Raw genomic sequence first — 20,326 nt, forward strand, 5'->3', positions numbered from 1 at the left:
GGGAGGGAGACCGCCATGGACCGCAACACGTTTCTCCGGCGCATGCTGGCCGGCGCATTCACATTCGGCCTGCCGGCCAGCCCGGCGCTTGCACAGCCGGGCCCCGGCCCCGCGCGCACCATCGGTGTGTCCCTGCTCACGCAGCAGCACCCGTTCTACCTGGAGCTGGCCCAGGCCATGCAGCAGGAAGCCGCGCGGCAGGGGCTGAAGCTGGACCTGAGCATTGCCAACCAGGACCTGGGCAAGCAGATCTCCGATGTGGAGGACTTCGTCAGCAAGAAGGTCGATGCCATCATCCTGTCGCCCGTGGATTCACGCGGCGTCAAGGCCGCCGTGCTCAAGGCCGCCGCCGCCCGCATACCCGTGATCACCGTGGACATTGCGGCCAGCGGGGTGGAAGTGGCCTCGCACGTGGCCACCGACAACCGCGCCGGCGGCGTGCTCGCCGGCCAGCTCATGGCCCGCGCCACGGGTGGCAAGGGCCAGATCGGGGTGCTGCACTACCCGTCCATACAGTCCGTGGTCGATCGCGTGGAGGGCTTCAAGTCGGCCATCGCGGCCTTCCCCGGCATGAAGATCGTCTCGGTACAACCCGGCATCACACGCGCCGAGGCCCTGTCCGCATCGCAGAACATGCTGCAGGCCCACCCCGACCTGGCAGGCATCTTCGGTTTTGGCGACGATGCGGCCCTGGCCGCGCTGGCCAGCGTCAAGGCTGCCAGAAAGCTGGAGCAGGTGAAGATCGTGGGCTTTGACGGCATGGCCGAGGCGCGCGCGGCCGTGGACCGGGAGCCGGCCTTCGTGGGCGTGATCCGCCAGTACCCCGACCAGCTGGGACTGCAAGCCGTGGCCATTGCCGCGCAGCTGCTGCAGGGCAAGCCGGTGGAAAAATTCCACCCCGTGCCGCCCGGCGTGTACACGGCTGCCACCAGGTAAATGGACCTGCGGAGCTCGCCATGCCAGGCCCCACTGCACACAGCCACCCAGGCCGTGCCATGCTCGACGCCGTTGCGCCGCCCCCCATGCTCGAAGCCCGGGCGCTGGCCAAATCCTTCGGCGCCGTGCAGGCGCTCAAAGGCGTTTCCTTCCGCCTGCGCGCAGGCACGGTGCACACGCTGCTGGGCGAGAACGGGGCCGGCAAATCCACCCTGCTCAAGATCCTGGCCGGCGTACACCGGCCCGATGGCGGCCAGCTGCTGATCGAGGGCACCGGCACCGAGCTGGCCAGCCCCGCCGATGCGCAGCGCCACGGCATCGCCATCGTTCACCAGGAGCTGAGCCTGGCGCCCAACCTCAGCGTGGCGGACAACCTGTTTGCCGCGCGCCTCCCGCAGCGGGCCGGCTGCGTGGACCGCCGCGCACTGCGCCGCGACGCCGCCGCGCTACTGGCCCGACTGGGCATGGACCTGGACCCCAACGCGCAGGTGGCCGAACTGTCGCTGGCCCAGCGCCAACTGGTGGAGATCGCCAAGGCGCTGTGCCAGCCCGCGCGCATCGTCATCATGGACGAGCCCACGTCCTCGCTCAGCGACAGCGAGGCGCAGATTCTCTTCACCCTCATCGCCCGCCTCAAGGCCGAGGGGCGCGCCATCATCTATGTCTCGCACCGCATGGACGAGATCATGCGCATCTCGGACGAGATCACCGTCATGCGCGATGGCAGCTCCATTTGCACCCTGGCGCGGGACGAGACCGACATCGGGGCGCTGATCGCGCTCATGGTCGGACGCCAGATGCAGGACATCTATCCGCCGCGCGGCCCCGCCCCTGACCGCAGCACGCGCGCCCTGCTCCAGGTGCGCGGCCTGGGCCTGGCCGGGCGCTTCGAAGGCATTGACTTCGAGGTCCACGCGGGCGAGATCGTGGGCTTCTTCGGGCTGGTGGGCTCGGGCCGGTCCGATGTCATGGATGCGCTGTTCGGCATGCACCGCTGCACGGGCAGCATCCTCATGCACGGCCGGCCGCTGCGCCTGCGCTCGCCGGCCGACGCCATTGGCCAGGGCATGGCCTTCGTGACCGAGAACCGCAAGGAGCAAGGCCTGGTGCTGGACCAGTCCGTGCAGCACAACATCTGCATGGTGCAGGTGCACAGCGGGCGCGGCGGCGCACTGCTCACCGACGAGGCCGCCGAGCAATCGCTGGCCCGCGCCTGCGTGCAGCGGCTGAAGATACGCGTTGCCGGCCTGCACCAGCCCGTGCGCCAGCTGTCGGGCGGCAACCAGCAAAAGATCGTGTTCGCCAAATGGCTGGCCATGCGGCCCCGGCTGCTGGTGCTGGACGAGCCCACGCGCGGCGTGGACGTGGGCGCGAAGTTCGAGATCTACGCCCTGATCCGCGAGCTGGCAGCGGCCGGCACCGCCGTCATCCTGGTGTCGTCGGAGCTGCCCGAGGCACTGGCCCTGAGCGACCGGCTGCTGGTCATGCGCAACAAGCGCCTGGTCCAGAGCATGGACACCCTCCATCTGCGCCAGGAGACCGTGATGGCGCACGCCACCGGAGCAGGACTGCCATGACCCCTTCCGAACTGAGCATCACCGCATCTGACTACTCCAAGGCCTCCAACGCTTCCGACGCCGCCGAAAGCATCCCGAACCGCCAGGAAACATGGCGAGACGGCTTGCGAGGTGGCTGGCGATCGCTGCGGCGCCACGCCGGCACCCTCATGGGCCTGGCCGCCCTGGTGCTGCTGTTCTCCCTGCTGTCGCCGGCCTTTCTGACGGGCGGCAACCTGCGCAACGTGCTGCTGCAGGTGTCCATCATCGCCATCGTGGCCTTCGGCATGACCTATGTGCTGCTGCTGGGCGAGATCGATCTCTCGGTGGGATCGGTGGTCGCCCTGGCAGGCAGCGTGGCCGGCCTGATGCTGGGCCAGGGCCTGGCGCCCGCCCTGGTGCTGCCCGCCGTGCTGCTGTGCGGCCTGCTGCTGGGCGCGGTCAACGGCTCGCTGTCGGCGCTGCTGCATCTGCCGTCCTTCATCGTGACGGTGGCGACCATGGGCATCTTCCGGGGGCTGGCCTATATCGTCTCGGGCGGCATGCCGGCGCCGGTGGACAACGAGGCCTTTCTGTGGATCGGCAACGGCGAATGGCTGGGCATGCCCGTGCCCATCTGGATCCTGGCCGCACTGCTGGCCGCCAACCACTTCGTGCTGGCCCGTACCGTCTTCGGCCGCAAGACCTATCTGGCAGGCGGCAATGCCGAGGCGGCCATCTATGCAGGCATACGCGTGGGGCGGCTGAAGATCGCCATCTTCATGCTGTCGGGGCTGATGGCGGCCGTGGGCGGCCTGCTGCTCACCTCGCGCCTGTACTCGGCCCAGCCCAACGCGGCCATGGGCTGGGAGCTGGACGCCATTGCCGCCGCCGTGCTGGGCGGCACGCGCCTGGCCGGAGGCCACGGCTCCATCGTCGGCACGCTCATCGGCGCACTGATGATCGGCGTCATCAACAACGGCATGAACCTGATGAGCGTGCCCTACTTCTATCAGCTCATCGTCAAGGGCAGCGTGATTCTGGTGGCCGTGTGCATCGATGTGCACAGCAGGCGCAGGCGCTGACGCATGGGCCGGCGGTGCCGCGAACGGCGCACGGGGTTTGATTCCAAAGGGAGGGAGAGCATGCAATCCATCATGACCATGGGCGAGATCCTCGTCGAAATCATGGCCGGCCGAAAAGGCCAGAGCTTTCGCGCGCCGGGGCCGCTGGCCGGGCCCTATGCCAGCGGGGCGCCCGCCATCTTCATCGACCAGGTGGCCCGGCTGGGCCACCCGGCCGCCATCATCGGCTGCGTGGGCGACGACGATTTTGGCTGGCTCAACATCGACCGCCTGCGCCGCGACGGCGTGGACACCAGCGCCATCGCCGTGTGCCAGAACGCCGTCACGGGCAGCGCCTTCGTCACCTACCGCGACAGCGGCGAGCGCGACTTCATCTTCAACATCACCAACAGCGCCTCGGCACAGCTGCAGCCCGAGCAGGTCAACCAGGCCGTGCTCAAGGACTGCGCGCACTTCCATGTCATGGGCTCGTCGCTGTTCTCGTTTCGCATCATCGATGCCATGAAGAAGGCCATCGAGATCGTCAAGGCCCAGGGTGGCACCGTGTCCTTCGATCCGAACGTGCGCAAGGAGATGCTGCGCATCCCCGAAATGCGCGAAGCCCTGGCCTACATCCTGGAGTTCACCGACATCTTCCTGCCCAGCGGCCACGAGGTCACGCAGCTGGCCCGCTCGGCCGACGAGGCCGGCGCCATCGCCGAGATCTTCGCGCGCGGCGTGCGCGAAATCGTGGTCAAGCGCGGCGCCGACGGCTGCAGCTACTTCAGTGCCGACGAGCGCATCGACCTCGACGCCCTTGCCGTGGACGTGGCCGACCCCACGGGCGCGGGCGACTGCTTTGGCGCCACCTTCATCGCCTGCCGTCGCCTGGGCAAGACCGCGCTGCAATCGCTGCGCTACGCCAATGCGGCCGGCGCGCTGGCCGTCTCCAGCAAGGGGCCGATGGAGGGCACATCCGGCTTTGCCGGGCTCGACGCGCTGCTGGCACAACAGCCGCAGCACCTGCGGCATGCGGTGATGGAGGGCTGAAACCATGCTCACCCACCTCACCCGTCTGGCACAGTCACGCTGCGGGCAGGCGCCAGCAGCCGCTGGCGGCGCGAACGGCGCACTCGGCATCTACTCCATCTGCTCGGCCCATCCCCTGGTCATCGAGGCGGCCATGCACCAGGCGCTGGACGACGGCACGCCGCTGCTCGTGGAAGCCACCGCCAACCAGGTCAACCAGTTCGGCGGCTACACCGGCATGCAGCCCGCCGACTTTCGCCGCTTCGTGCTGGCCATTGCCGACCGCTGCGGGCTGCCGCGGGACCGCGTGCTGCTGGGCGGCGACCACCTGGGCCCCACGGCGTGGACACACCTGCCTGCCGCCGAGGCCATGGACCTGGCGCAGGACCTGGTACACGCCTATGCGGCGGCCGGCTTCGTGAAGCTGCACCTGGACGCCAGCATGGCCTGCGCAGACGACCCCCAGGCGCTGGACGACGAAACCGTGGCCCGCCGCGCCGCCCTGCTCTGCCAGGCGGCCGAGCGCGGCAGCACCTGCCCGGCGCCCGGCCCCGTCTACGTGATCGGCACCGAAGTCCCCGTGCCCGGTGGCGCCGCGCATGCGCTGGAGCATGTGGAAGTCACCGCGCGCGCCGACGCCCAGCGCACGCTGCAGGTGCACAGTGAAGTCTTCGCGCAACAGGGGCTGGACCCCGTCTGGCCGCGCATCATTGCCATGGTGGTCCAGCCCGGCGTGGAGTTCGATCACACGCGCGTGGTGGACTACGCGCCAGCCGGGGCAGCCGACCTCCGGCAGTTGCTGCGCCAGCATCCGCAACTGGTCTTCGAGGCCCACTCCACCGACTACCAGCGGCCCGAGGCCCTGCGCCAGCTGGTGCAGGACGGCTTTGCCATCCTCAAGGTCGGCCCCGGCGCCACCTTTGCGCTGCGCGAGGTGCTGTTCGCGCTGGCCGCCATCGAAGAGCAGCTCATCGACGCGCACCAGCGCTCCCACCTGCCCGCCGTGCTGGAGTCCGCCATGCTGGGCCGCCCCGCCAGCTGGGAGCGCTACTACCGCGGCGAGCAGCCCGATCCCGGCGCCCAAAGGCTGCTGCGCATCTACAGCTACAGCGACCGCATCCGCTACTACTGGGCCGACCCCACGGTGAACGCCGCCGTGGCCCGGCTGCTGGACAACCTGTCCGCCTGCACCCTGCCCGAGAACATGCTCAGCCAGTTCCTTCCCGCCCAATACCAGGCCGCGCGCGCCGGGCGGCTGGCACCCTCGCCCCACGCACTGGTGCTGGACCGCGTGCGCGAGGCGATACGGCCGTATGCGGCAGCCTGCAACGCGAGCCTCACAGCTGTCCCGCCTCCCCCCTGATCAAATCCCACACGCTTTGCGCCACGGGCGACAGCTCGCGCTGGCGGCGGCGCACCAGCATGATGTCGCGCTGAACGCGCGGCAGCAGGGGGCGGCTGGCAAGGGCGTCGGGGGTGGTGGCGCCACTCGCGGGAATTCGCCATGCCTGCGGCACGGCCAGTTCCGGCACCACGCTCAGGCCCAGGCCCGCCTGGAGCATGCAGAAGATGGTGGTGGTGTGGCCGACTTCCTGCACCACGGCGGCCTCGGCATCGTGGGCCTGCAGCGCGGCGTCGATCAGGCGGCGGCTGCCGGAGGCGTGGTCCAGCAGTACCAGCGGCTGGCCGGCCAGGTCGCTCCAGGCCACCTGGCGCTTGCGGGCCAGCCGGTGCGTGGCCGGGCAGACCAGGCAAAAGGGCTCGCTGAGTATGGTTTCGCAGTGCAGGTCATCGCGGCCCTGCGGGTCGATGACCACGCCGAAGTCCACCTCGCCGCTGCGCACGCTTTGCAGCACGTCGCTCTGGATGCGGTCCAGCAGCAGCAGCTCGATGCCCGGCGCCTGCTCGCGGCAGCGCGCAATGCAGCGCGGCATCAGGTGGGCCGACAGCGTGGGGCTGCTGGCCACGCGCACCTTGCCCAGGCGCTGGGTGGCCAGGCCGCTGACTTCGAGCAGGCATTCATCCAGCGCGTCCAGCACGCGCGTGGCATGGCCCTGCAGCAGGCGGCCGGCGTCGGTCAGCTCCACCTCGCGCGTGGTGCGGTGCAAAAGCTGCACGCCCAGGGCCTGTTCCAGCTCCGTGACATTGCGGCTGACGGCGGGCTGGGTCAGCGCCATCAGCTCGCCGGCGCGGCTGAAGTTGCGGCTTTCCGCCACGGCCAGGAAGGCGCGCAGCTGGCGCAGGCTGATATTCATACGGAAAAATTATAAAACCATCAGATAAATCCATTTCTCTTTTCAATGGCCGTGGCGTCCAATCGGGCCTTGCAGCCTGGCTGCACGAACCGATAGTTAGTTGGAGAGAGTTTTCCCATGGCACGCCCCCGCTTCGCCCCTGACAATTTCACGCTGATGCTGCTGTCCACCGTGGCACTGGCCAGCTTCCTGCCCGCCTCGGGCACCGTCTCGCAATGGCTGGAGGTGGCGACCACGCTCATGGTCAGCCTGCTGTTCTTCCTGCACGGCGCCAAGCTCTCGCGCGAGGCCATCTTTGCCGGCATAGGCCACTGGCGCCTGCACCTGACCATCTTCGCGGCCACCTTCGTGCTCTTTCCCCTGCTGGGCTGGGCGCTGCGCCCCGTGCTGGAGCCCCTGGTCACGCCCGAGATGTACATGGGCGTGCTCTTCCTGTGCACGCTGCCGGCCACGGTGCAGTCGGCCATCGCCTTCACGGCCATGGCGCGCGGCAACATGCCCGCTGCCGTGTGCAGCGCATCGGCCTCCACGCTGATGGGCATCGTGATCACGCCCATCCTGGTCAGCATGCTGCTGCACAAGAGCGCCGAAGGGGGCGACGCGCTGCAGGCCATCGGCAAGATCGCGCTGCAGCTGCTGCTGCCCTTTGTGCTGGGCCATCTGCTGCGGCCCGTGATCGGCGGCTTCATCTCGCGCCATGCCAAGCGCGTGAAGTTCGTGGACCAGGGCTCCATCCTGCTGGTGGTGTACACGGCCTTCAGCGCCGCCGTCATCAGCGGCCTGTGGCAGCAGACGCCCCTGCCTGCGCTGCTGGGCCTGCTGCTGCTGTCGTCCATCCTGCTGGCCCTGGTGCTGGTCATCACGTCGTGGACGGCGCGCCGCCTGGGCTTTTCCAAGGAGGACGAGATCACCCTGGTGTTCTGCGGCTCCAAGAAGAGCCTGGTCAGCGGCGTGCCCATGGCCAAGGTGCTGTTCGAGTCCAGCGCCGTGGGCGCCATCGTGCTGCCGCTGATGATCTTCCACCAGCTGCAGCTCATGGTCTGCGCCGTGCTGGCCCAGCGCTATGCACGCCGGCCCATGCACCCCGAGGCGATCGAGGATGGCGCCGCGCCCGCCAGCGCTGCGCCGGCCGCCAAGGCCGAAACGGCGCCGGCCAAATAAGGCGCGGGCGCGCACCCATCACAAAAAAGCCTGGCTCTCGCGCCAGGCTTTTTTGCATCTCAGCCCTTCAGGGCCAGGTTGTTGAGCTTGTCCAGACGCTCGGGCCAGCTTCCCTGCTGCGCCGACTGCAGCAGGATGCGCGTCCAGGCGATCCAGGCGTCCCACTGCACGCGCTTGTCCCAGGCATTGCCCCAGCCGCTGAAGCACTGCAGCGCGCTGGTGGCTGCGCGCGCGGCGTCGTCGGCGCGGCCGGCAGACAGGTAGAGCTGGGCCAGCACCATCTGCGGCTCGCCCACCCAGGGGTTCAGGCGCACGGCGCTTTCCAGCACGGCCGTGGCGGCGTCCAGGTCCACCAGCGGCTGGTCCAGCTGGATCACCGACCAATACAGCGACACGGCAGCGGCCTCGTCGCCGGGCGACAGCTGCCGGCTGCAATGGTCGAACACCGGCGGCAGCGGCAGCTGGGCGCGCAGCGCCGGGTGATGCAGCGCACGGCCCAGGTCGCTGATCTGGCTGAGCATGCGGCTGGCAGGCCGCATGGGGCCGGGCCACAGCGAGGCCGCCCAGTGCACGCCCTGCTGCCGCTGGTTCTGCACCTGCGGAAACTGCGAGTAGATGTCTTCCTGCCAGCTGAACCACTGCTCCATGGCATCGGCCATGCTCACGATGGTGAAGGCCGCCACTTCATAGGCACTCAGGCGCTGGCTGCGGCCGGCGGATTCCAGCGCCATGGAGCCGTCTTCGGCCAGGTCGCCGGCCAGGATCTTCTGCATGAACTGCGTGCGGCTCATGGTGCAGAACAGGTAGACCAGGTGCTCGGCGCCCTCGCCCACCAGCTCGCGCAGGCGGCCGCGCTCGCTGCCCGCATCGAACTTGACCAGGTCCACGAAGGCGTTGCCGTAGACGCTGTGCAGCAGGCCCAGCAGGCGCACGTCGCGCGGCTGGCGCCACAGCGCCAGCGAACGGGCCACGCCCGCCAGGTGGTGGCGGAAGGTGCCGGCCTTGTGCCAGTCCTGGCCCACGCCGCGCGCCAGCACCACGGGCAGCACGGGGGCGAGGTCGGCATCCCTGCGCAGCCATTCCTCGTCGAGCAGGTCCTGGGCGCGCGTGAACAGCGCATCGTCAAGTGTCTGGAACAGTGTCGGGACAGGCAGGCTCATGCGGGCACCTCCATGGCAGCGGCGGGCCGCTGGGTATATTGCGCCACCCAGCCCGCCGTATCGGCGAACAGGCGCAGCGCCTTGATGCGCCGCGTGGCGGTCAGCGTGAAGCGGTGCTCCACGCCCGCCGGTATGCGCAGGTAGTCGCCGGGCTGCACGCGCAGCACGCGCTCTTGGCCGTGGGCATCAAAAAAGCCGAACAGGCCTTCGCCTTCGAGGATGTAGCGCACCTCGTCATCGGCATGGGTGTGGGGCTTGTCGAAGCGCTCCAGCGCCTCGTCCAGGCCCGGCGTGCCTGGGTGCAGCACGACCAGGTCCATGCTGTGGTAGCCATGGGCCACGCATTCGTCGACCACCAGCATGCCCACGGCCTGGACCACGGTGGCCTTGCCGCCATCGTCCAGTTGGGCCTGCGCCAGCAGCGCGGCCAGGCCGGGCTCGGGCGCCAGCGGGCGGTGCTGCCATTGCACGCCGATGGCGGCCACGAAGTCCGCGTCGGAAACTTGGTGCGATGCGAGGCTGCCCATGCTCTTACCAGGCCGCCGTGTAGGCGCCCTTGAACTGCGTGTCGATGAACTGGCGCACCTCGGGCGATTGGTAGGCCTTGACGAAGGCCTGCAGGCCGGCGTCCTTTTCATGGCCGGCGCGCGTGGCGATCAGCACGGTCACGTACGGCGTGTCCGTGGCTTCCAGCGCCAGCGAATCCTTTTGCGGCGACAGGCCTGCGGCCACGGCGTAGCTGCTGTTGACGGCGGCGGCGTCCAGATCGTCCAGCGAGCGCGCCAGCTGGGCGGCCTCCAGCTCGACGAACCTCAGCTTCTTCGGATTGGCCGTGATGTCCAGCACCGAGGCACGGGCGCCCGCGCCGGTCTTCAGTTCGATCAGCTTTTGCGCGGCCAGCACCATCAGTGCGCGCGAGCCATTGGTGGGGTCGTTGGGGATGCCCACGCGCGCACCGCTCTTGAGGTCGGCCAGGCTTTTGATCTTCTTGGAGTACACGCCCATCTGCTGGTTGACCGCACGGGCCACGGGCACGAGCTTGTAGCCACGGTCCTTGTTCTGGGCGTCCATGAAGGGCTGGTGCTGGTAGATGTTGGCATCCAGCTCACCCTGCGACAGGGCAGCGTTGGGCTGGATGAAGTCGCCGAACTCGACCAGCTTCACCTTCAGGCCGTTCTTCTCGGCCACTTTCCTGGCCACCTCGGCGATCTGGGCATGCGGGCCCGAGGTCACGCCGATGGTGACCGAGCCGTCGGCCGCATGGGCCGGCAGCGCCGCCATTCCCGCCAGGGGCAGGACGGCGGCCAGAGCCAGCGATTGAAGCAATGCGCGCTTTTTCATGGAATCCCTCTTTCAGACAATCTCGCGGCAGCTTGCCGCCCCGGCCACGCCAGCCGCGCCGGCCGCCGGGGTGTGTGGATCAGCGGTGGCTGAGCCTGCGCACAGCCCAGTCGCCCAGGCTCTGTATGGCCTGCACGAAGAAGATCAGGATGATGACCACGGCCAGCATCACGTCGGGCAAAAAGCGCTGGTAGCCGTAGCGGATGCCCAGGTCGCCCAGGCCGCCGCCGCCAATGGCGCCGGCCATGGCCGAGTAGCCGGTCAGGCTCACGAAGCTGATGGTCAGGCCCGCCACGATGCCGGGCAGCGCCTCGGGCAGCAGGATCTTCCAGACGATCTGGCCCGTGGTGGCGCCCATGGACTGGGCCGCTTCCACCAGGCCGTTGTCCACCTCGCGCAGCGCGGTCTCCACCAGGCGCGCCACGAAGGGGGCTGCCGCAATGGTCAGCGGCACCACGGCCGCCCAGGTGCCGATGGACGAGCCCGTGATCAGACGCGTCAGCGGGATGATGGCCACCAGCAGGATGATGAAGGGGGTGGAACGAAGGGCATTGACGATCCAGCCCACGATCTTGTTGGCCGGGCCGTTCTGCAGCACGCCGCCGTGGTCGGTCAGGCGCAGGAACACGCCCAGGGGAATGCCGATCAGGCCACCCACCAGGCCCGAGACGCCGACCATGATGATGGTCTCCCACAGCGAGCTGACGAACAGCTCCAGCATCATTTCCGAAAAATTCTCAAACATCGCTCAATCCCTGGTGGAAACGATCTGCACCTGCACGCCGGTGGCGCGCAGATGGTCCACGGCGGCATCGATCTTTGCCGCATCGCCGCTGGCGAAGACGGCCAGCGAGCCGAAGGTCTGCTCCTGGATCTCGTCGATCTGGCCATGCAGGATGGACAGGTCCAGCCCCAGCTCGCGGATCAGGTGCGACAGGATGGGCTGGTAGGCGCTCTCGCCCGCATACGACAGGCGCAGCAGCCGGCCTCGCTGGCCGGGCGCCAGCTGGGCGGCCAGCGCGTTCACGCGCACGGCCACCGACTCGGGCAGTTGCTGGGGAACGATCTCGTCGATCAGGCTGCGCGTGATGGCCTGCTGCGGGCGCGTGAACACGTCGATCACGGGGCCCAGCTCGGCAATCTCGCCGCCGTCGATCACGGCCACGCGGTCGGCGATCTGCTTGATCACCTGCATCTGGTGCGTGATCAGCACCACGGTCAGGCCCAGCTCCCGGTTGACCTTGCGCAGCAGGTCCAGGATGGAGCGCGTGGTCTCGGGGTCCAGGGCCGAGGTGGCTTCGTCCGACAGCAGCACCTTGGGGTGGCTGGCCAGCGCGCGCGCAATGCCCACGCGCTGCTTTTGCCCGCCCGAGATCTGCGCCGGATAGCGGTCGCGCAGCGCGCTCAGGCCCACCAGGTCCAGCAGCGGGTCCACGCGCTTCTTGATGTCGTCCGCCGACATGCCCGCCAACTCCAGCGGCAGCGCGGCGTTGTCGAACACCGTGCGCGAGGACAGCAGGTTGAAATGCTGGAACACCATGCCGATGTCGCGGCGCGCCGTGCGCAGCTCGGCATCGCTGAGCTGCATCAGGTCACGGCCGCCCACCAGCACCTGGCCGGAGGTCGGGCGGTTGAGCAGGTTCAGGCAGCGCACCAGCGAGCTTTTGCCCGCGCCGCTGCGGCCGATGATGCCGAACACCTCGCCCGACTCGATCTGCAGGTTGATGCCCCGCAAGGCATGGACGGGCCCGGTGGGGCCCTTGTAGGTCAGGGAAAGATCCCGAATCTCGATCATGAAAAAACGCCGCGGCGCAGGACGGCCTGGGGACGCCGCTGCGCATTGTTGGGAAGTGGGAGCAAATATAGGTTGCGCGTATAAAAACGCAAACTATAAAAAAATAAAGTAATAAGAAGCTCCGGTTATGCCCGGGACTTCACTACTTTCTGCACAACCCTCAACTATGCCTGAATGTGGACACGCCCTTGCCCTGCCGGGCTATGCGCGGCGCCACGGAGCACTGCGGCAAGGCCCTTCTTGCGGCGGCGTCTGATTGACAGTGCGGCCGGCACGCTGCCGTCGCGGCCTGGCGGCCCTGGCCCGCTCCTGCTTTTGACGATGGCAGGCACCCGCCGCTGCCGCCGCGCTGACGCCAGAAGCAGCCTTTGCTGACAGGCCGCGCGGCATGCGCCCTCCTACAGTGGGCTCAACCCCACAGGAGAAGAGCGCCATGCGCCCAGAACAACACTCCGGCGCCGGCAGCCAGGCCGGCGCGGCTCCCTTGTCGCGGCGCGGCTTTCTGCAGGCCGCCAGCATCGCAGGCGTCAGCGTCTGGGTGGCGCCGCTGGCCAGCCAGGCCTATGCAGCCCTCTTTGAAGACCGCGTGCTCGGCAGCGTGGCCCGCGAGCCGGCCACCCAGCTGCCGCGCATGCGGCTCGATGGCCGCTCCAAGGTCATGGGCGCCAAGGTCTTCGCCCGCGATATCCGCGCACGCGACATGCCGCACTGGCCCCAGCAGCAATCCCATGCCTTCATCGTGCGCACCACGCTGGCCGACCGGCTGTTCGACGGCATGGACCTGTCTTCCCTGGACGGCGAACTGGCGCCCGACCGCGTGGTCACCGCCGAAGACCTGGCGCGCGACGGCCTGGCCTTTCCCGAGTTCTATGGCGAAGACATGCTGCTGCCCGCAGGCAAGACCCCCGCCTACCTGGGCCAGGCCGTGGCCATCCTCATCTACCACGACTTCGCGCGCTTTCGCTTTGCCAAGGAAAGGCTGCAGGCCACGGCCGGCGTCATCCGCTACGGCCGCATCACGGGCGCGCTGGACCGTCCGCCCTGGGGCGTGTTCCGCTATGTGCGCCAGGGCGGCGCCACGGCCTTTGACGACGACGTGTTCTCCAGCCTGCGCGATGCCCCGCTGTTCCCCGCCGAACGCAAGCCGCTGGTCTGGCCGCAGATCTCCAAGGCCGACGCGGTCACGGCACGCGGCCTGCGCGCGGCCGAGCAGATCGCCCAGGAGCTGGCCACGCCGCCCGCCGACTGGCTGGTGCTGCAGCGCCACTACGCCACGCAATCGGTGGACACGGCCGCGCTGGAGCCCGACAACGCCAACTGCTGGTATGACGCGGCCACGCAAAGCCTGCACATGGTGCTGGCCACGCAGTCGCCGCACGAGGTGGCCGAATGGGCTGCGCAGATGGTGCAGGCCAGCAGGTTCCCGCTCAAGCGCCTTTTCGTGCACCCGTGCTACACGGTGGGCTACGGCTCCAAGGACCACGCGCCCATGCCCTACTACGGCCTGGTCTGCGCGCTTTATGCGGACGGCAAGCCCGTGCGCCTGGCCAATGACCGGTTCGAGCAGTTCCAGTCCTCGCTCAAGCGCCATGCCTTCGAGATCGACTACACCATGGCCATCGACAGAAAGACCGGCCTCTTCCAGAGCCTGGTGGCCAACATGACGGCCAATGGCGGCGGCCGGGCCAACTTCTCGCCCTCGGTCGCCATGGTCGGCGGCACGGCGGCGCAGTCCATCTACTACTTTCCCAAGAACGACATCACCGCCGTGGCCCTGGCCAGCCGCGCGCTGGACGCGGGCTCGGCACGCGGCTACGGCACGCTGCAGAGCATGGCGGCCACCGAAATGATGGTGGACGAAATCGCCGAACTGCTGCAGATCGACCCCATCGAGCTGCGCCTGCGCAACGTGCTGACCTCGGGCGCCAAGAACACCCAGGGCGCCATTGCCGCCGGTGCCCTGCGCGCCGACGAGGTGCTGGAGCGCGCCCGCCGCCATCCGCTGTGGACCGAGCGCGCCAAGCGCAAGACCGCCTACGAGGCCAGCCACCCGGGCCAGCGCTACGGCGTGGGCTTTGCCTGCGTGCAAAAGGACTTCGGCACGGGCGGCGAGGCGGCCTTCGCCCGCATCGAGATATCGCCCCAGGGCCGCGTGCTGCTGCACCACTCGGGCACCGAGATCGGCACGGGCATGGGCACCTCGCAGGCCCAGCTGTGCGTTCAATGGTTCGGCAAGCCCGCCGACGAGCTGCAGACCGCCTGCCTGGACTGGCCGGAGCTCCCGCTCAAGGCCGAGGGCGACAACTACACCATGCCCCAGGCCGACCAGGACCGCTTCGCCACCCGGCCGCTGTGGACGCCGGTCTACGCCTCGCCGGCCAGCGCCAGCAACTCGGCCTACTACTACAGCCACGCCACCAGCGAGACGGCGCGCGTAATCTTCGAGCACGGCCTGTGGCCGGCCGCCGTGGCCATCTGGAGCCAGGGCACGGGCGGCGGCCAGAAGGTGCCCTACGTGGTGCGCCGCGAGGACGCGCGCTGGGTCAACGGCATGCTCACGGCCAACGGCATGCAGCCGCTGTCCCTGCAGGCCCTGGCCCAGAAGGCCCATGCCATGCAGCTGGTCACGGGCGCCGTGGGCCATACCTTCAACCGCTGGCAATGGGCCGAGGCCGACTTCGACATCCTGGGCACCAGCGCGCGCCGGCCGCTGGACGCGCTGGCCGTGCGCCTGGGCAGCGCGCCCGATGCTGCCGCAGTCACGCCGGCCCCTGACACCAGCGACACGCCGCAGGCGGCCACGCCCGTCGAGGCCTCTGTCACCGCGCGGCGCAGCGCCGCCGGCTACCGCATGATTGCGCGGCGCAACCTGTTCTATCCGCCCATGCAGCGCAACAACGCGGGCGTCACCTACTACAGCGCCAATGCGGCCCTGGTCGAGTTGGCGGTGGACACGGGCACGGGCGCGGTCGAGCTGCTGGCCCACCACTCCATCATGGAATGCGGGCGGCCCATCGTGCCCGAGCTGGTGCACGGCCAGCTCGAAGGCGGCATCGCCATGGGCATAGGCCATGCGCTGTACGAAACCATGCCGCTGTACGAGGGCGGCCCCGGCGACGGCAACTGGAACTTCCACCGCTACCACCTGCCGCGCGGCAGCGAGGTGGCGGTCTGGAAGCAGACGGCCGAGCTGCTGCCCCCGCTGTCCGACACCGATCCACCCAAGGGCATTGCCGAGGTGGTGATGATTCCCATCGTCGCCGCCATCGTCAACGGACTGCACCACGCCATTGGCAAGCGCTTCCACGACCTGCCCGTGACCCCGCAAAAGATCAGGGAGGCACTCGCACCATGAGCCTTGTCCCGCGCCCCTTGTCGCTGACCGTCAACGGCCAGACCGTCGGCCCCATGGACGTGCCCGAAGGCATGCCCATGATCGACTTCCTGCACGAATACCTGAACCTCACCGGCTCGCGCCTGGGCTGCGGCATCGGCGAATGCCGGGCCTGCACCATCATCGTGGACGGTCCCGAAGGCAGCCGCGAGATGCGCACCTGCATCACCGGCGCCCACTACTTCCAGGGCCGCAAGGTCCGCACCATCGAAGGCATTGCCGACCCGGCCGGCGCGGACACCGCGCCCCCGCCCTCGCCCGGCGCCTCGGGCCAGCCGCGCAAGGTCATCGCCATCAGCCCCGTGCAGCAGAAGTACCTGGAGCATTTCAGCTTCCAGTGCGGCTACTGCACGCCGGGCTTCGTCATCGCGGCCACGGTGCTGGTCGAGCGCCTGGCCAAGGCACCCATCCGCGCGGCCGATGTGGAACAGGTCGTGGGCGAGGCGCTGCAGCCCCACCTGTGCCGTTGCACCGGCTATGTGCGCTACTACGCGGCCGTGAAGGACCTGGTCCTGAACACGCCCGGGCTGACCTTGAAAGGATGAGCGCCATGTCCGCCGCCGACCCCAGCGCAGCCGCCCCCACCGCCGCCACCGCCGCGCCACCCGCAGACTACAGCGGTGCCCGCCCCCCGCCACCGCGCAGGCCCAGGCGCCGCTGGCGCGGGCTGCTGCTCATCCTCCTGCTGCTGGCCGTGCTGTTTGCCATTGCCGCCGTCTGGGGCAACCGGCCCCATGTGCCGCAGCGCGAGCCGCAGGCCGTGCACCGCAGCCCCCAGCAGCTGGCCCAGGGCCTGTATCTGGCGCGCGCCGCCGACTGCATGGCCTGCCATGACGGGGTGGGTGGCATGGGTGGCGCCCGGGAAGGCCAGCCCTTTGCGGGCGGCAAGCCCCTGCCCACGCCCTTCGGCACCCTCTACGGCACCAACATCACCCCCGACCCGGACCACGGCATAGGCCGCTGGACGGCCGAGGAATTCCACGCCGCCGTCACCCGCGGCACGGCGCCGGGCGGGCGCCAGCTCTACCCGGCCATGCCCTATGCCTCCTACCACCTGATGAGCCGCGAAGACTCGGACCTGATCTACGGCTACCTGATGAACATCCGGCCCGTGGCCCAGCCCAACACCAAGCCCGCCCTGCCCTTCCCCTTCAACCTGCGCGTGCTCATGTTCGGCTGGAAGACGCTGTTCCTGTCCAGCGCTCCCCTGCCCGTAGGCTCGCAGGGCCAGAGCCCGGCCTGGCTGCGCGGGCAGTACCTGGGCAATGTCATGGGCCACTGCGCCGAATGCCACACGCCGCGCGGCATGTTCGGCCAGATGCAGAAGGACCGCTGGCTGCAGGGCGGCACGCTGTCGCTGTTCACGGCCCCCGGCATCACCGCAGAAGCCCTGGCCGCACGCGGCTGGACGCGCGAGGGCATGGCCCAGTTCCTGCAGACGGGCTTCTCGGCCCACGGCAGCGCATTCGATGAAATGCACGAGGTCATCGCCAACAGCACCCGGTACCTCACGGCCGAGGACATGACGGCGCTGTCCACCTTCCTGCTGGGCGACAACCCGCCCGCGCCCCAGCCGCTGCCGGCCGCCGCGCCCCCGGATTCCGGCACCGGCAACAGCTCCGGCGCGGGCACGCTGGACGCGGGCCGGGGCCACTACATGGCGCTGTGCGCCAGCTGCCACGGCAGCGAGGGCCTGGGCCGCAGCCTCACCATGCCCCCGCTCAAGGGCAACAGCACCGTGCGCCAGGCCGACGCCCGCAACCTGGTGCTGGCCATCCTCGTCGGCCTGCCCAAGCACCCGGCCACCCAGCAGGGCCCCACGCCCCTGCCCGGCATGCCCGGCTTCATGCAGGAGCTGACCGATGGCGAAGTCGCCGCCCTGGCCAACTACACCCGCACGGCCCTGGGCGGCCAGCCTGCCGACGTGACCGCCGCCCAGGTGGCAGACCTGCGCAGCGCAGCGGGCAAGGCGGGGCACAGGGCTGCGCCCTGAACCCCCGGGCGGTTCTGCAGACCCCGCCCCGTATGCCCCCGCCTGCGTCTTGCACGCTTGCGGCGGTTGCGGGGTTGCAGTCCTGCCGAAGGACAGGACTGCTTCGTGAACTGGCTGTGATCACAGCCCGAAACCCCGCCCATTGTTTCCACCACGGAACCAACCGCGTTCCACCACCCTCCTTTGCCAGCCGCCGCTGTCTCCCTAGAGTGAAAGCAAAAGGAGACAAGCATGTTCGAAGCCAATCTATTCCAGGGCCAGCGCGTCCTGATCACCGGGGGCGGCACGGGGCTGGGCCTGGCCATGGCGGCCAAGCTGGCGGAACTGGGCGCCGAGCTGCACCTGTGCGGCCGGCGGCATTCCGTGGTGCAGCAGGCCTGCGAGATGCTGAACAACGACACGGGCGCGCAGGCCTTTGCGCATGAACTCGACATTCGCCAGCCCGAGGCCGTGCACACCGTCATCGACCGCATCTGGGCCGAACACGGCCCGCTGACGAGCCTGGTCAACAACGCGGCCGGCAACTTCGTCAGCCGCACCGAGGACCTGAGCATCAACGGCTTCCATGCCATCTCGGACATCGTCTTCCGGGGCACCTTCTACGTCACCCAGGCCGTGGGCCGCCGCTGGATCGCCGAAGGGCTGTCGGGCTCGGTGCTGTCCATCGTCGTCACCTGGGTGGATACGGGTTCGCCCTTCGTCGTGCCCTCGGCCATGTCCAAGGCCGGGCTGGACGCCATGACCAAATCGCTGGCCGTGGAATGGGGCCCCAAGCACATACGGTTCAACGCGATTGCACCGGGCGTGATTCCCACCCAGGGCGCCAGCCAGCGCCTGCGCCCCAGGATCGACGGCAACGAGGACTCGGCCGACCGCCGCCGCCTGGACAACCCCACGCGCCGCCTGGGCACGGGCGAGGACATCGGCAACATGGCCGCCTTCATCCTGGCCCCGGGCAACACCTGGCTCAACGGCCAGACCATCACGCTGGACGGCGGCGACGCCCTGGCCAACGGCGCCTACTTCACCGAATACCAGGCCTGGGACGATGCCGACTGGGCGCGCGCCCGGCAGATGGCCAAGGCCGCCAACCAGCCCAACGTCAACGATGGGGAGCAGGAGGCCACGCCCACATGAGCACCGCCGCCACGCCCCATTCCACCCTGGTCTTCGAACAGCGCACGCTGACCGGCGCCGCCCAGCAGCAGCGCGGCCGCCAGCTGGCCCAGGGCCTGCGCAGCCTGGGCCTGGCCGAAGGCGACGTGCTGGCCGTCTTCCTGCGCAACGGCATCGAATACGCCGACGTGGTCCATGCCTGCCGCATTGCGGGCATCTACTACTGCCCCGTCAACTGGCATTTCACGGCCACGGAGATCGACTACATCCTGGCCGACAGCGGCGCCCGCGCCCTCATCACCAGCCAGGACCTGCTCGACGGCCTCAAGGGCGAACTCTATGCGGACCTGCCCCGGCGCGTCGCCCACGCACGCGAGCCGGAGCAGGACTACGAAACCTGGCTGGCCGCCCAGGCACCCTACGATGGCCCGCTGGTCGCGCCGCGCGGCCACATGGCCTATACATCGGGCACCACGGGCCGCCCCAAGGGCGTGCTGCGCAAGGCGTTTCCCGTGGAAGAACTGCCCCGGCGCCTGGCCGTGAACCAGGCGCTGATCGCCACCGCCTACGGCCTGCAGCCCGGCGCGCGCACCCTGCTGACCGCGCCCATCTACCACAGCGCGCCCAGCCTGTACTTCCAGAACGCGCTCATGCTCAGCGAGCTGGTGGTGCTGGAGCAGCGCTTCGACCCCGAGCGCTTCCTGCAGCTGGTGCAGGAGCACCGCATCGACACCGCCTACATGGTGCCCATCATGTACGTGCGCCTGCTCAGGCTGCCGCGCGAAGTGCGCGAGCGCTACGACATCTCCTCGCTGCGCTTCATCGCCTCCACCGGCTCGCCCTGCGCGCCCGAGGTCAAGAAGGCCATGATCGAGTGGATGGGGCCCATCATCAATGAGACCTATGCCTCCAGCGAGTCGGGCCTGGTCACCTTCATCGGCTCGGCCGATGCCCTCACCCACCCGGGCAGCGCGGGCCTGCCGCTGCAGGACGCCGAGGTCCGCATCCTCGACAGGCAGGGCCAGGCCCTGCCCACAGGCGAGGTCGGCCTGATCTACGTGCGCCAGCCCGCCTATGCCGACTTCACCTACAAGGGCAACGATGAGGCCCGCCGCAAGATGGACCAGGGCGGCCTCATCACCCTGGGCGACATGGGCTACCTGGACGAGGAAGGCTTTCTCTACGTCTGCGACCGCGACTCGGACATGGTGATCTCCGGCGGCGTGAACATCTACCCGGCCGAGATAGAGAACGAGTTGCTCAGGCACCCCGGCATAGCAGACTGCGCCGTCATCGGCGTGCCCGATGCCGAGTACGGCGAACGGCTGCTGGCCCTGGTCGAGCCCGGCCAGTCAGGCACACTGCCCGAGGCCGAACTGAAAGAATGGCTGCGCGGCCGGCTGGCGGCCTACAAGCTGCCGCGCAGCTTCGTCTTCCAGCGCCTGCCCCGCGACGACAACGGAAAGATCGCCAAAAGAAAGCTGCGCGACGCCCACTGGGGCGCGACGCAGCGCAAGATCTGAACCCGCCAACACCGAAAGAGAAGG

General features: G+C 69.1%; 17 protein-coding genes. 11 read left to right on the forward strand and 6 right to left on the reverse strand.

The genetic code is table 11. The features are described 5' to 3' along the window. Positions 1-15 precede the first annotated feature (15 nt). Genes DTS01S_RS08885 through DTS01S_RS08905 form a run of 5 tightly spaced genes read left to right on the forward strand, consistent with a single transcriptional unit; the run spans position 16 to position 5,927 of the window. Complete coding sequence (locus DTS01S_RS08885; RefSeq protein WP_017404675.1) at positions 16-936, forward strand: substrate-binding domain-containing protein; 921 nt, start codon at positions 16-18, stop codon at positions 934-936. A gap of 20 nt (positions 937-956) precedes the next feature. Beyond that, positions 957-2,513, forward strand: coding sequence for a sugar ABC transporter ATP-binding protein (locus DTS01S_RS08890; RefSeq protein ID WP_061287596.1), 1,557 nt, complete (start codon positions 957-959; stop codon positions 2,511-2,513). Beyond that, positions 2,510-3,556: an ABC transporter permease gene (locus DTS01S_RS08895; protein WP_017404673.1), complete on the forward strand. Its 1,047-nt coding sequence runs from the start codon at positions 2,510-2,512 to the stop codon at positions 3,554-3,556. Before DTS01S_RS08890 ends, DTS01S_RS08895 begins: the two co-directional genes overlap by 4 nt. A 60-nt stretch (positions 3,557-3,616) precedes the next feature. Continuing rightward, positions 3,617-4,585 carry a tagatose kinase gene (locus DTS01S_RS08900; RefSeq protein WP_017404672.1) on the forward strand — a complete coding sequence of 323 codons (969 nt, stop codon included), beginning with the start codon at positions 3,617-3,619 and terminating at the stop codon, positions 4,583-4,585. A 4-nt stretch (positions 4,586-4,589) separates the two neighbouring features. Next, the gene (locus DTS01S_RS08905; protein WP_061287597.1) at positions 4,590-5,927 is read left to right on the forward strand and encodes a D-tagatose-bisphosphate aldolase, class II, non-catalytic subunit; all 1,338 of its coding nucleotides are present in this window, start codon (positions 4,590-4,592) and stop codon (positions 5,925-5,927) included. On the opposite strand, the gene DTS01S_RS08910 is transcribed toward DTS01S_RS08905, so the two are convergent. Then, positions 5,902-6,819: a LysR family transcriptional regulator gene (locus DTS01S_RS08910; RefSeq protein ID WP_017404670.1), complete on the reverse strand. Its 918-nt coding sequence runs from the start codon at positions 6,817-6,819 to the stop codon at positions 5,902-5,904. The two genes, DTS01S_RS08905 and DTS01S_RS08910, sit on opposite strands and share 26 nt — an antisense overlap. Positions 6,820-6,936: 117 nt before the next feature. On the opposite strand from DTS01S_RS08910, the gene DTS01S_RS08915 reads away from it, so the two are divergent. After that, entirely contained in the window at positions 6,937-7,980 is a 1,044-nt protein-coding gene (locus DTS01S_RS08915) for a bile acid:sodium symporter family protein (RefSeq protein WP_016448085.1), read from the forward strand. 59 nt (positions 7,981-8,039) lie between these two features. On the opposite strand, the gene DTS01S_RS08920 is transcribed toward DTS01S_RS08915, so the two are convergent. The 5 genes from DTS01S_RS08920 to DTS01S_RS08940 all read right to left on the reverse strand — a co-directional run bounded on the left by DTS01S_RS08920 (position 8,040) and on the right by DTS01S_RS08940 (position 12,276). After that, positions 8,040-9,140, reverse strand: coding sequence for a DUF6817 domain-containing protein (locus DTS01S_RS08920; protein WP_061287598.1), 1,101 nt, complete (start codon positions 9,138-9,140; stop codon positions 8,040-8,042). Continuing rightward, entirely contained in the window at positions 9,137-9,667 is a 531-nt protein-coding gene (locus DTS01S_RS08925; protein WP_061287599.1) for a cupin domain-containing protein, read from the reverse strand. The genes DTS01S_RS08920 and DTS01S_RS08925 overlap by 4 nt, the downstream gene beginning before the upstream one ends. A gap of 4 nt (positions 9,668-9,671) precedes the next feature. After that, positions 9,672-10,481: a MetQ/NlpA family ABC transporter substrate-binding protein gene (locus tag DTS01S_RS08930; protein ID WP_012205012.1), complete on the reverse strand. Its 810-nt coding sequence runs from the start codon at positions 10,479-10,481 to the stop codon at positions 9,672-9,674. A gap of 79 nt (positions 10,482-10,560) precedes the next feature. After that, on the reverse strand, positions 10,561-11,226 hold the full coding sequence (locus DTS01S_RS08935) for a methionine ABC transporter permease (protein WP_012205011.1): 666 nt from the start codon (positions 11,224-11,226) through the stop codon (positions 10,561-10,563). A 3-nt stretch (positions 11,227-11,229) separates the two neighbouring features. Then, a complete protein-coding gene (locus tag DTS01S_RS08940; protein ID WP_061287600.1) occupies positions 11,230-12,276 on the reverse strand; it encodes a methionine ABC transporter ATP-binding protein in 1,047 nt (348 codons plus the stop codon). A 433-nt stretch (positions 12,277-12,709) separates the two neighbouring features. Here DTS01S_RS08940 and DTS01S_RS08945 point away from each other — a divergent pair, with 433 nt between their 5' ends. The 5 genes from DTS01S_RS08945 (at position 12,710) to DTS01S_RS08965 (ending at position 20,302) form a co-directional block, all read left to right on the forward strand. Further along, a complete protein-coding gene (locus tag DTS01S_RS08945; RefSeq protein ID WP_061287601.1) occupies positions 12,710-15,631 on the forward strand; it encodes a xanthine dehydrogenase family protein molybdopterin-binding subunit in 2,922 nt (973 codons plus the stop codon). Next, a complete protein-coding gene (locus tag DTS01S_RS08950; protein WP_061287602.1) occupies positions 15,628-16,215 on the forward strand; it encodes a (2Fe-2S)-binding protein in 588 nt (195 codons plus the stop codon). The genes DTS01S_RS08945 and DTS01S_RS08950 overlap by 4 nt, the downstream gene beginning before the upstream one ends. Before the next feature lie 5 nt (positions 16,216-16,220). Further along, the gene (locus DTS01S_RS08955; protein ID WP_061287625.1) at positions 16,221-17,663 is read left to right on the forward strand and encodes a cytochrome c; all 1,443 of its coding nucleotides are present in this window, start codon (positions 16,221-16,223) and stop codon (positions 17,661-17,663) included. A gap of 231 nt (positions 17,664-17,894) precedes the next feature. Continuing rightward, entirely contained in the window at positions 17,895-18,800 is a 906-nt protein-coding gene (locus DTS01S_RS08960) for an SDR family oxidoreductase (RefSeq protein WP_061287603.1), read from the forward strand. Continuing rightward, positions 18,797-20,302 carry an acyl-CoA synthetase gene (locus tag DTS01S_RS08965; RefSeq protein WP_061287604.1) on the forward strand — a complete coding sequence of 502 codons (1,506 nt, stop codon included), beginning with the start codon at positions 18,797-18,799 and terminating at the stop codon, positions 20,300-20,302. Before DTS01S_RS08960 ends, DTS01S_RS08965 begins: the two co-directional genes overlap by 4 nt. Positions 20,303-20,326: the final 24 nt, after the last annotated feature.

The organism is Delftia tsuruhatensis NBRC 16741 (assembly GCF_001571325.1).
GTDB lineage: Bacteria > Pseudomonadota > Gammaproteobacteria > Burkholderiales > Burkholderiaceae_C > Comamonas > Comamonas tsuruhatensis.

Excerpts from the sequence above, each read along its gene's own strand:
- DTS01S_RS08910 (WP_017404670.1), bottom strand. The coding sequence starts at position 6,819 with ATGAATATCAGCCTGCGCCAGCTGCGCGCCTTCCTGGCCGTGGCGGAA.
- DTS01S_RS08945 (WP_061287601.1), top strand. The coding sequence starts at position 12,710 with ATGCGCCCAGAACAACACTCCGGCGCCGGCAGCCAGGCCGGCGCGGCT.
- DTS01S_RS08915 (WP_016448085.1), top strand. The coding sequence starts at position 6,937 with ATGGCACGCCCCCGCTTCGCCCCTGACAATTTCACGCTGATGCTGCTG.
- DTS01S_RS08940 (WP_061287600.1), bottom strand. The coding sequence starts at position 12,276 with ATGATCGAGATTCGGGATCTTTCCCTGACCTACAAGGGCCCCACCGGG.
- DTS01S_RS08925 (WP_061287599.1), bottom strand. The coding sequence starts at position 9,667 with ATGGGCAGCCTCGCATCGCACCAAGTTTCCGACGCGGACTTCGTGGCC.
- DTS01S_RS08960 (WP_061287603.1), top strand. The coding sequence starts at position 17,895 with ATGTTCGAAGCCAATCTATTCCAGGGCCAGCGCGTCCTGATCACCGGG.
- DTS01S_RS08950 (WP_061287602.1), top strand. The coding sequence starts at position 15,628 with ATGAGCCTTGTCCCGCGCCCCTTGTCGCTGACCGTCAACGGCCAGACC.
- DTS01S_RS08955 (WP_061287625.1), top strand. The coding sequence starts at position 16,221 with ATGTCCGCCGCCGACCCCAGCGCAGCCGCCCCCACCGCCGCCACCGCC.
- DTS01S_RS08935 (WP_012205011.1), bottom strand. The coding sequence starts at position 11,226 with ATGTTTGAGAATTTTTCGGAAATGATGCTGGAGCTGTTCGTCAGCTCG.
- DTS01S_RS08965 (WP_061287604.1), top strand. The coding sequence starts at position 18,797 with ATGAGCACCGCCGCCACGCCCCATTCCACCCTGGTCTTCGAACAGCGC.
- DTS01S_RS08905 (WP_061287597.1), top strand. The coding sequence starts at position 4,590 with ATGCTCACCCACCTCACCCGTCTGGCACAGTCACGCTGCGGGCAGGCG.
- DTS01S_RS08920 (WP_061287598.1), bottom strand. The coding sequence starts at position 9,140 with ATGAGCCTGCCTGTCCCGACACTGTTCCAGACACTTGACGATGCGCTG.
- DTS01S_RS08885 (WP_017404675.1), top strand. The coding sequence starts at position 16 with ATGGACCGCAACACGTTTCTCCGGCGCATGCTGGCCGGCGCATTCACA.
- DTS01S_RS08900 (WP_017404672.1), top strand. The coding sequence starts at position 3,617 with ATGCAATCCATCATGACCATGGGCGAGATCCTCGTCGAAATCATGGCC.
- DTS01S_RS08930 (WP_012205012.1), bottom strand. The coding sequence starts at position 10,481 with ATGAAAAAGCGCGCATTGCTTCAATCGCTGGCTCTGGCCGCCGTCCTG.
- DTS01S_RS08895 (WP_017404673.1), top strand. The coding sequence starts at position 2,510 with ATGACCCCTTCCGAACTGAGCATCACCGCATCTGACTACTCCAAGGCC.
- DTS01S_RS08890 (WP_061287596.1), top strand. The coding sequence starts at position 957 with ATGCCAGGCCCCACTGCACACAGCCACCCAGGCCGTGCCATGCTCGAC.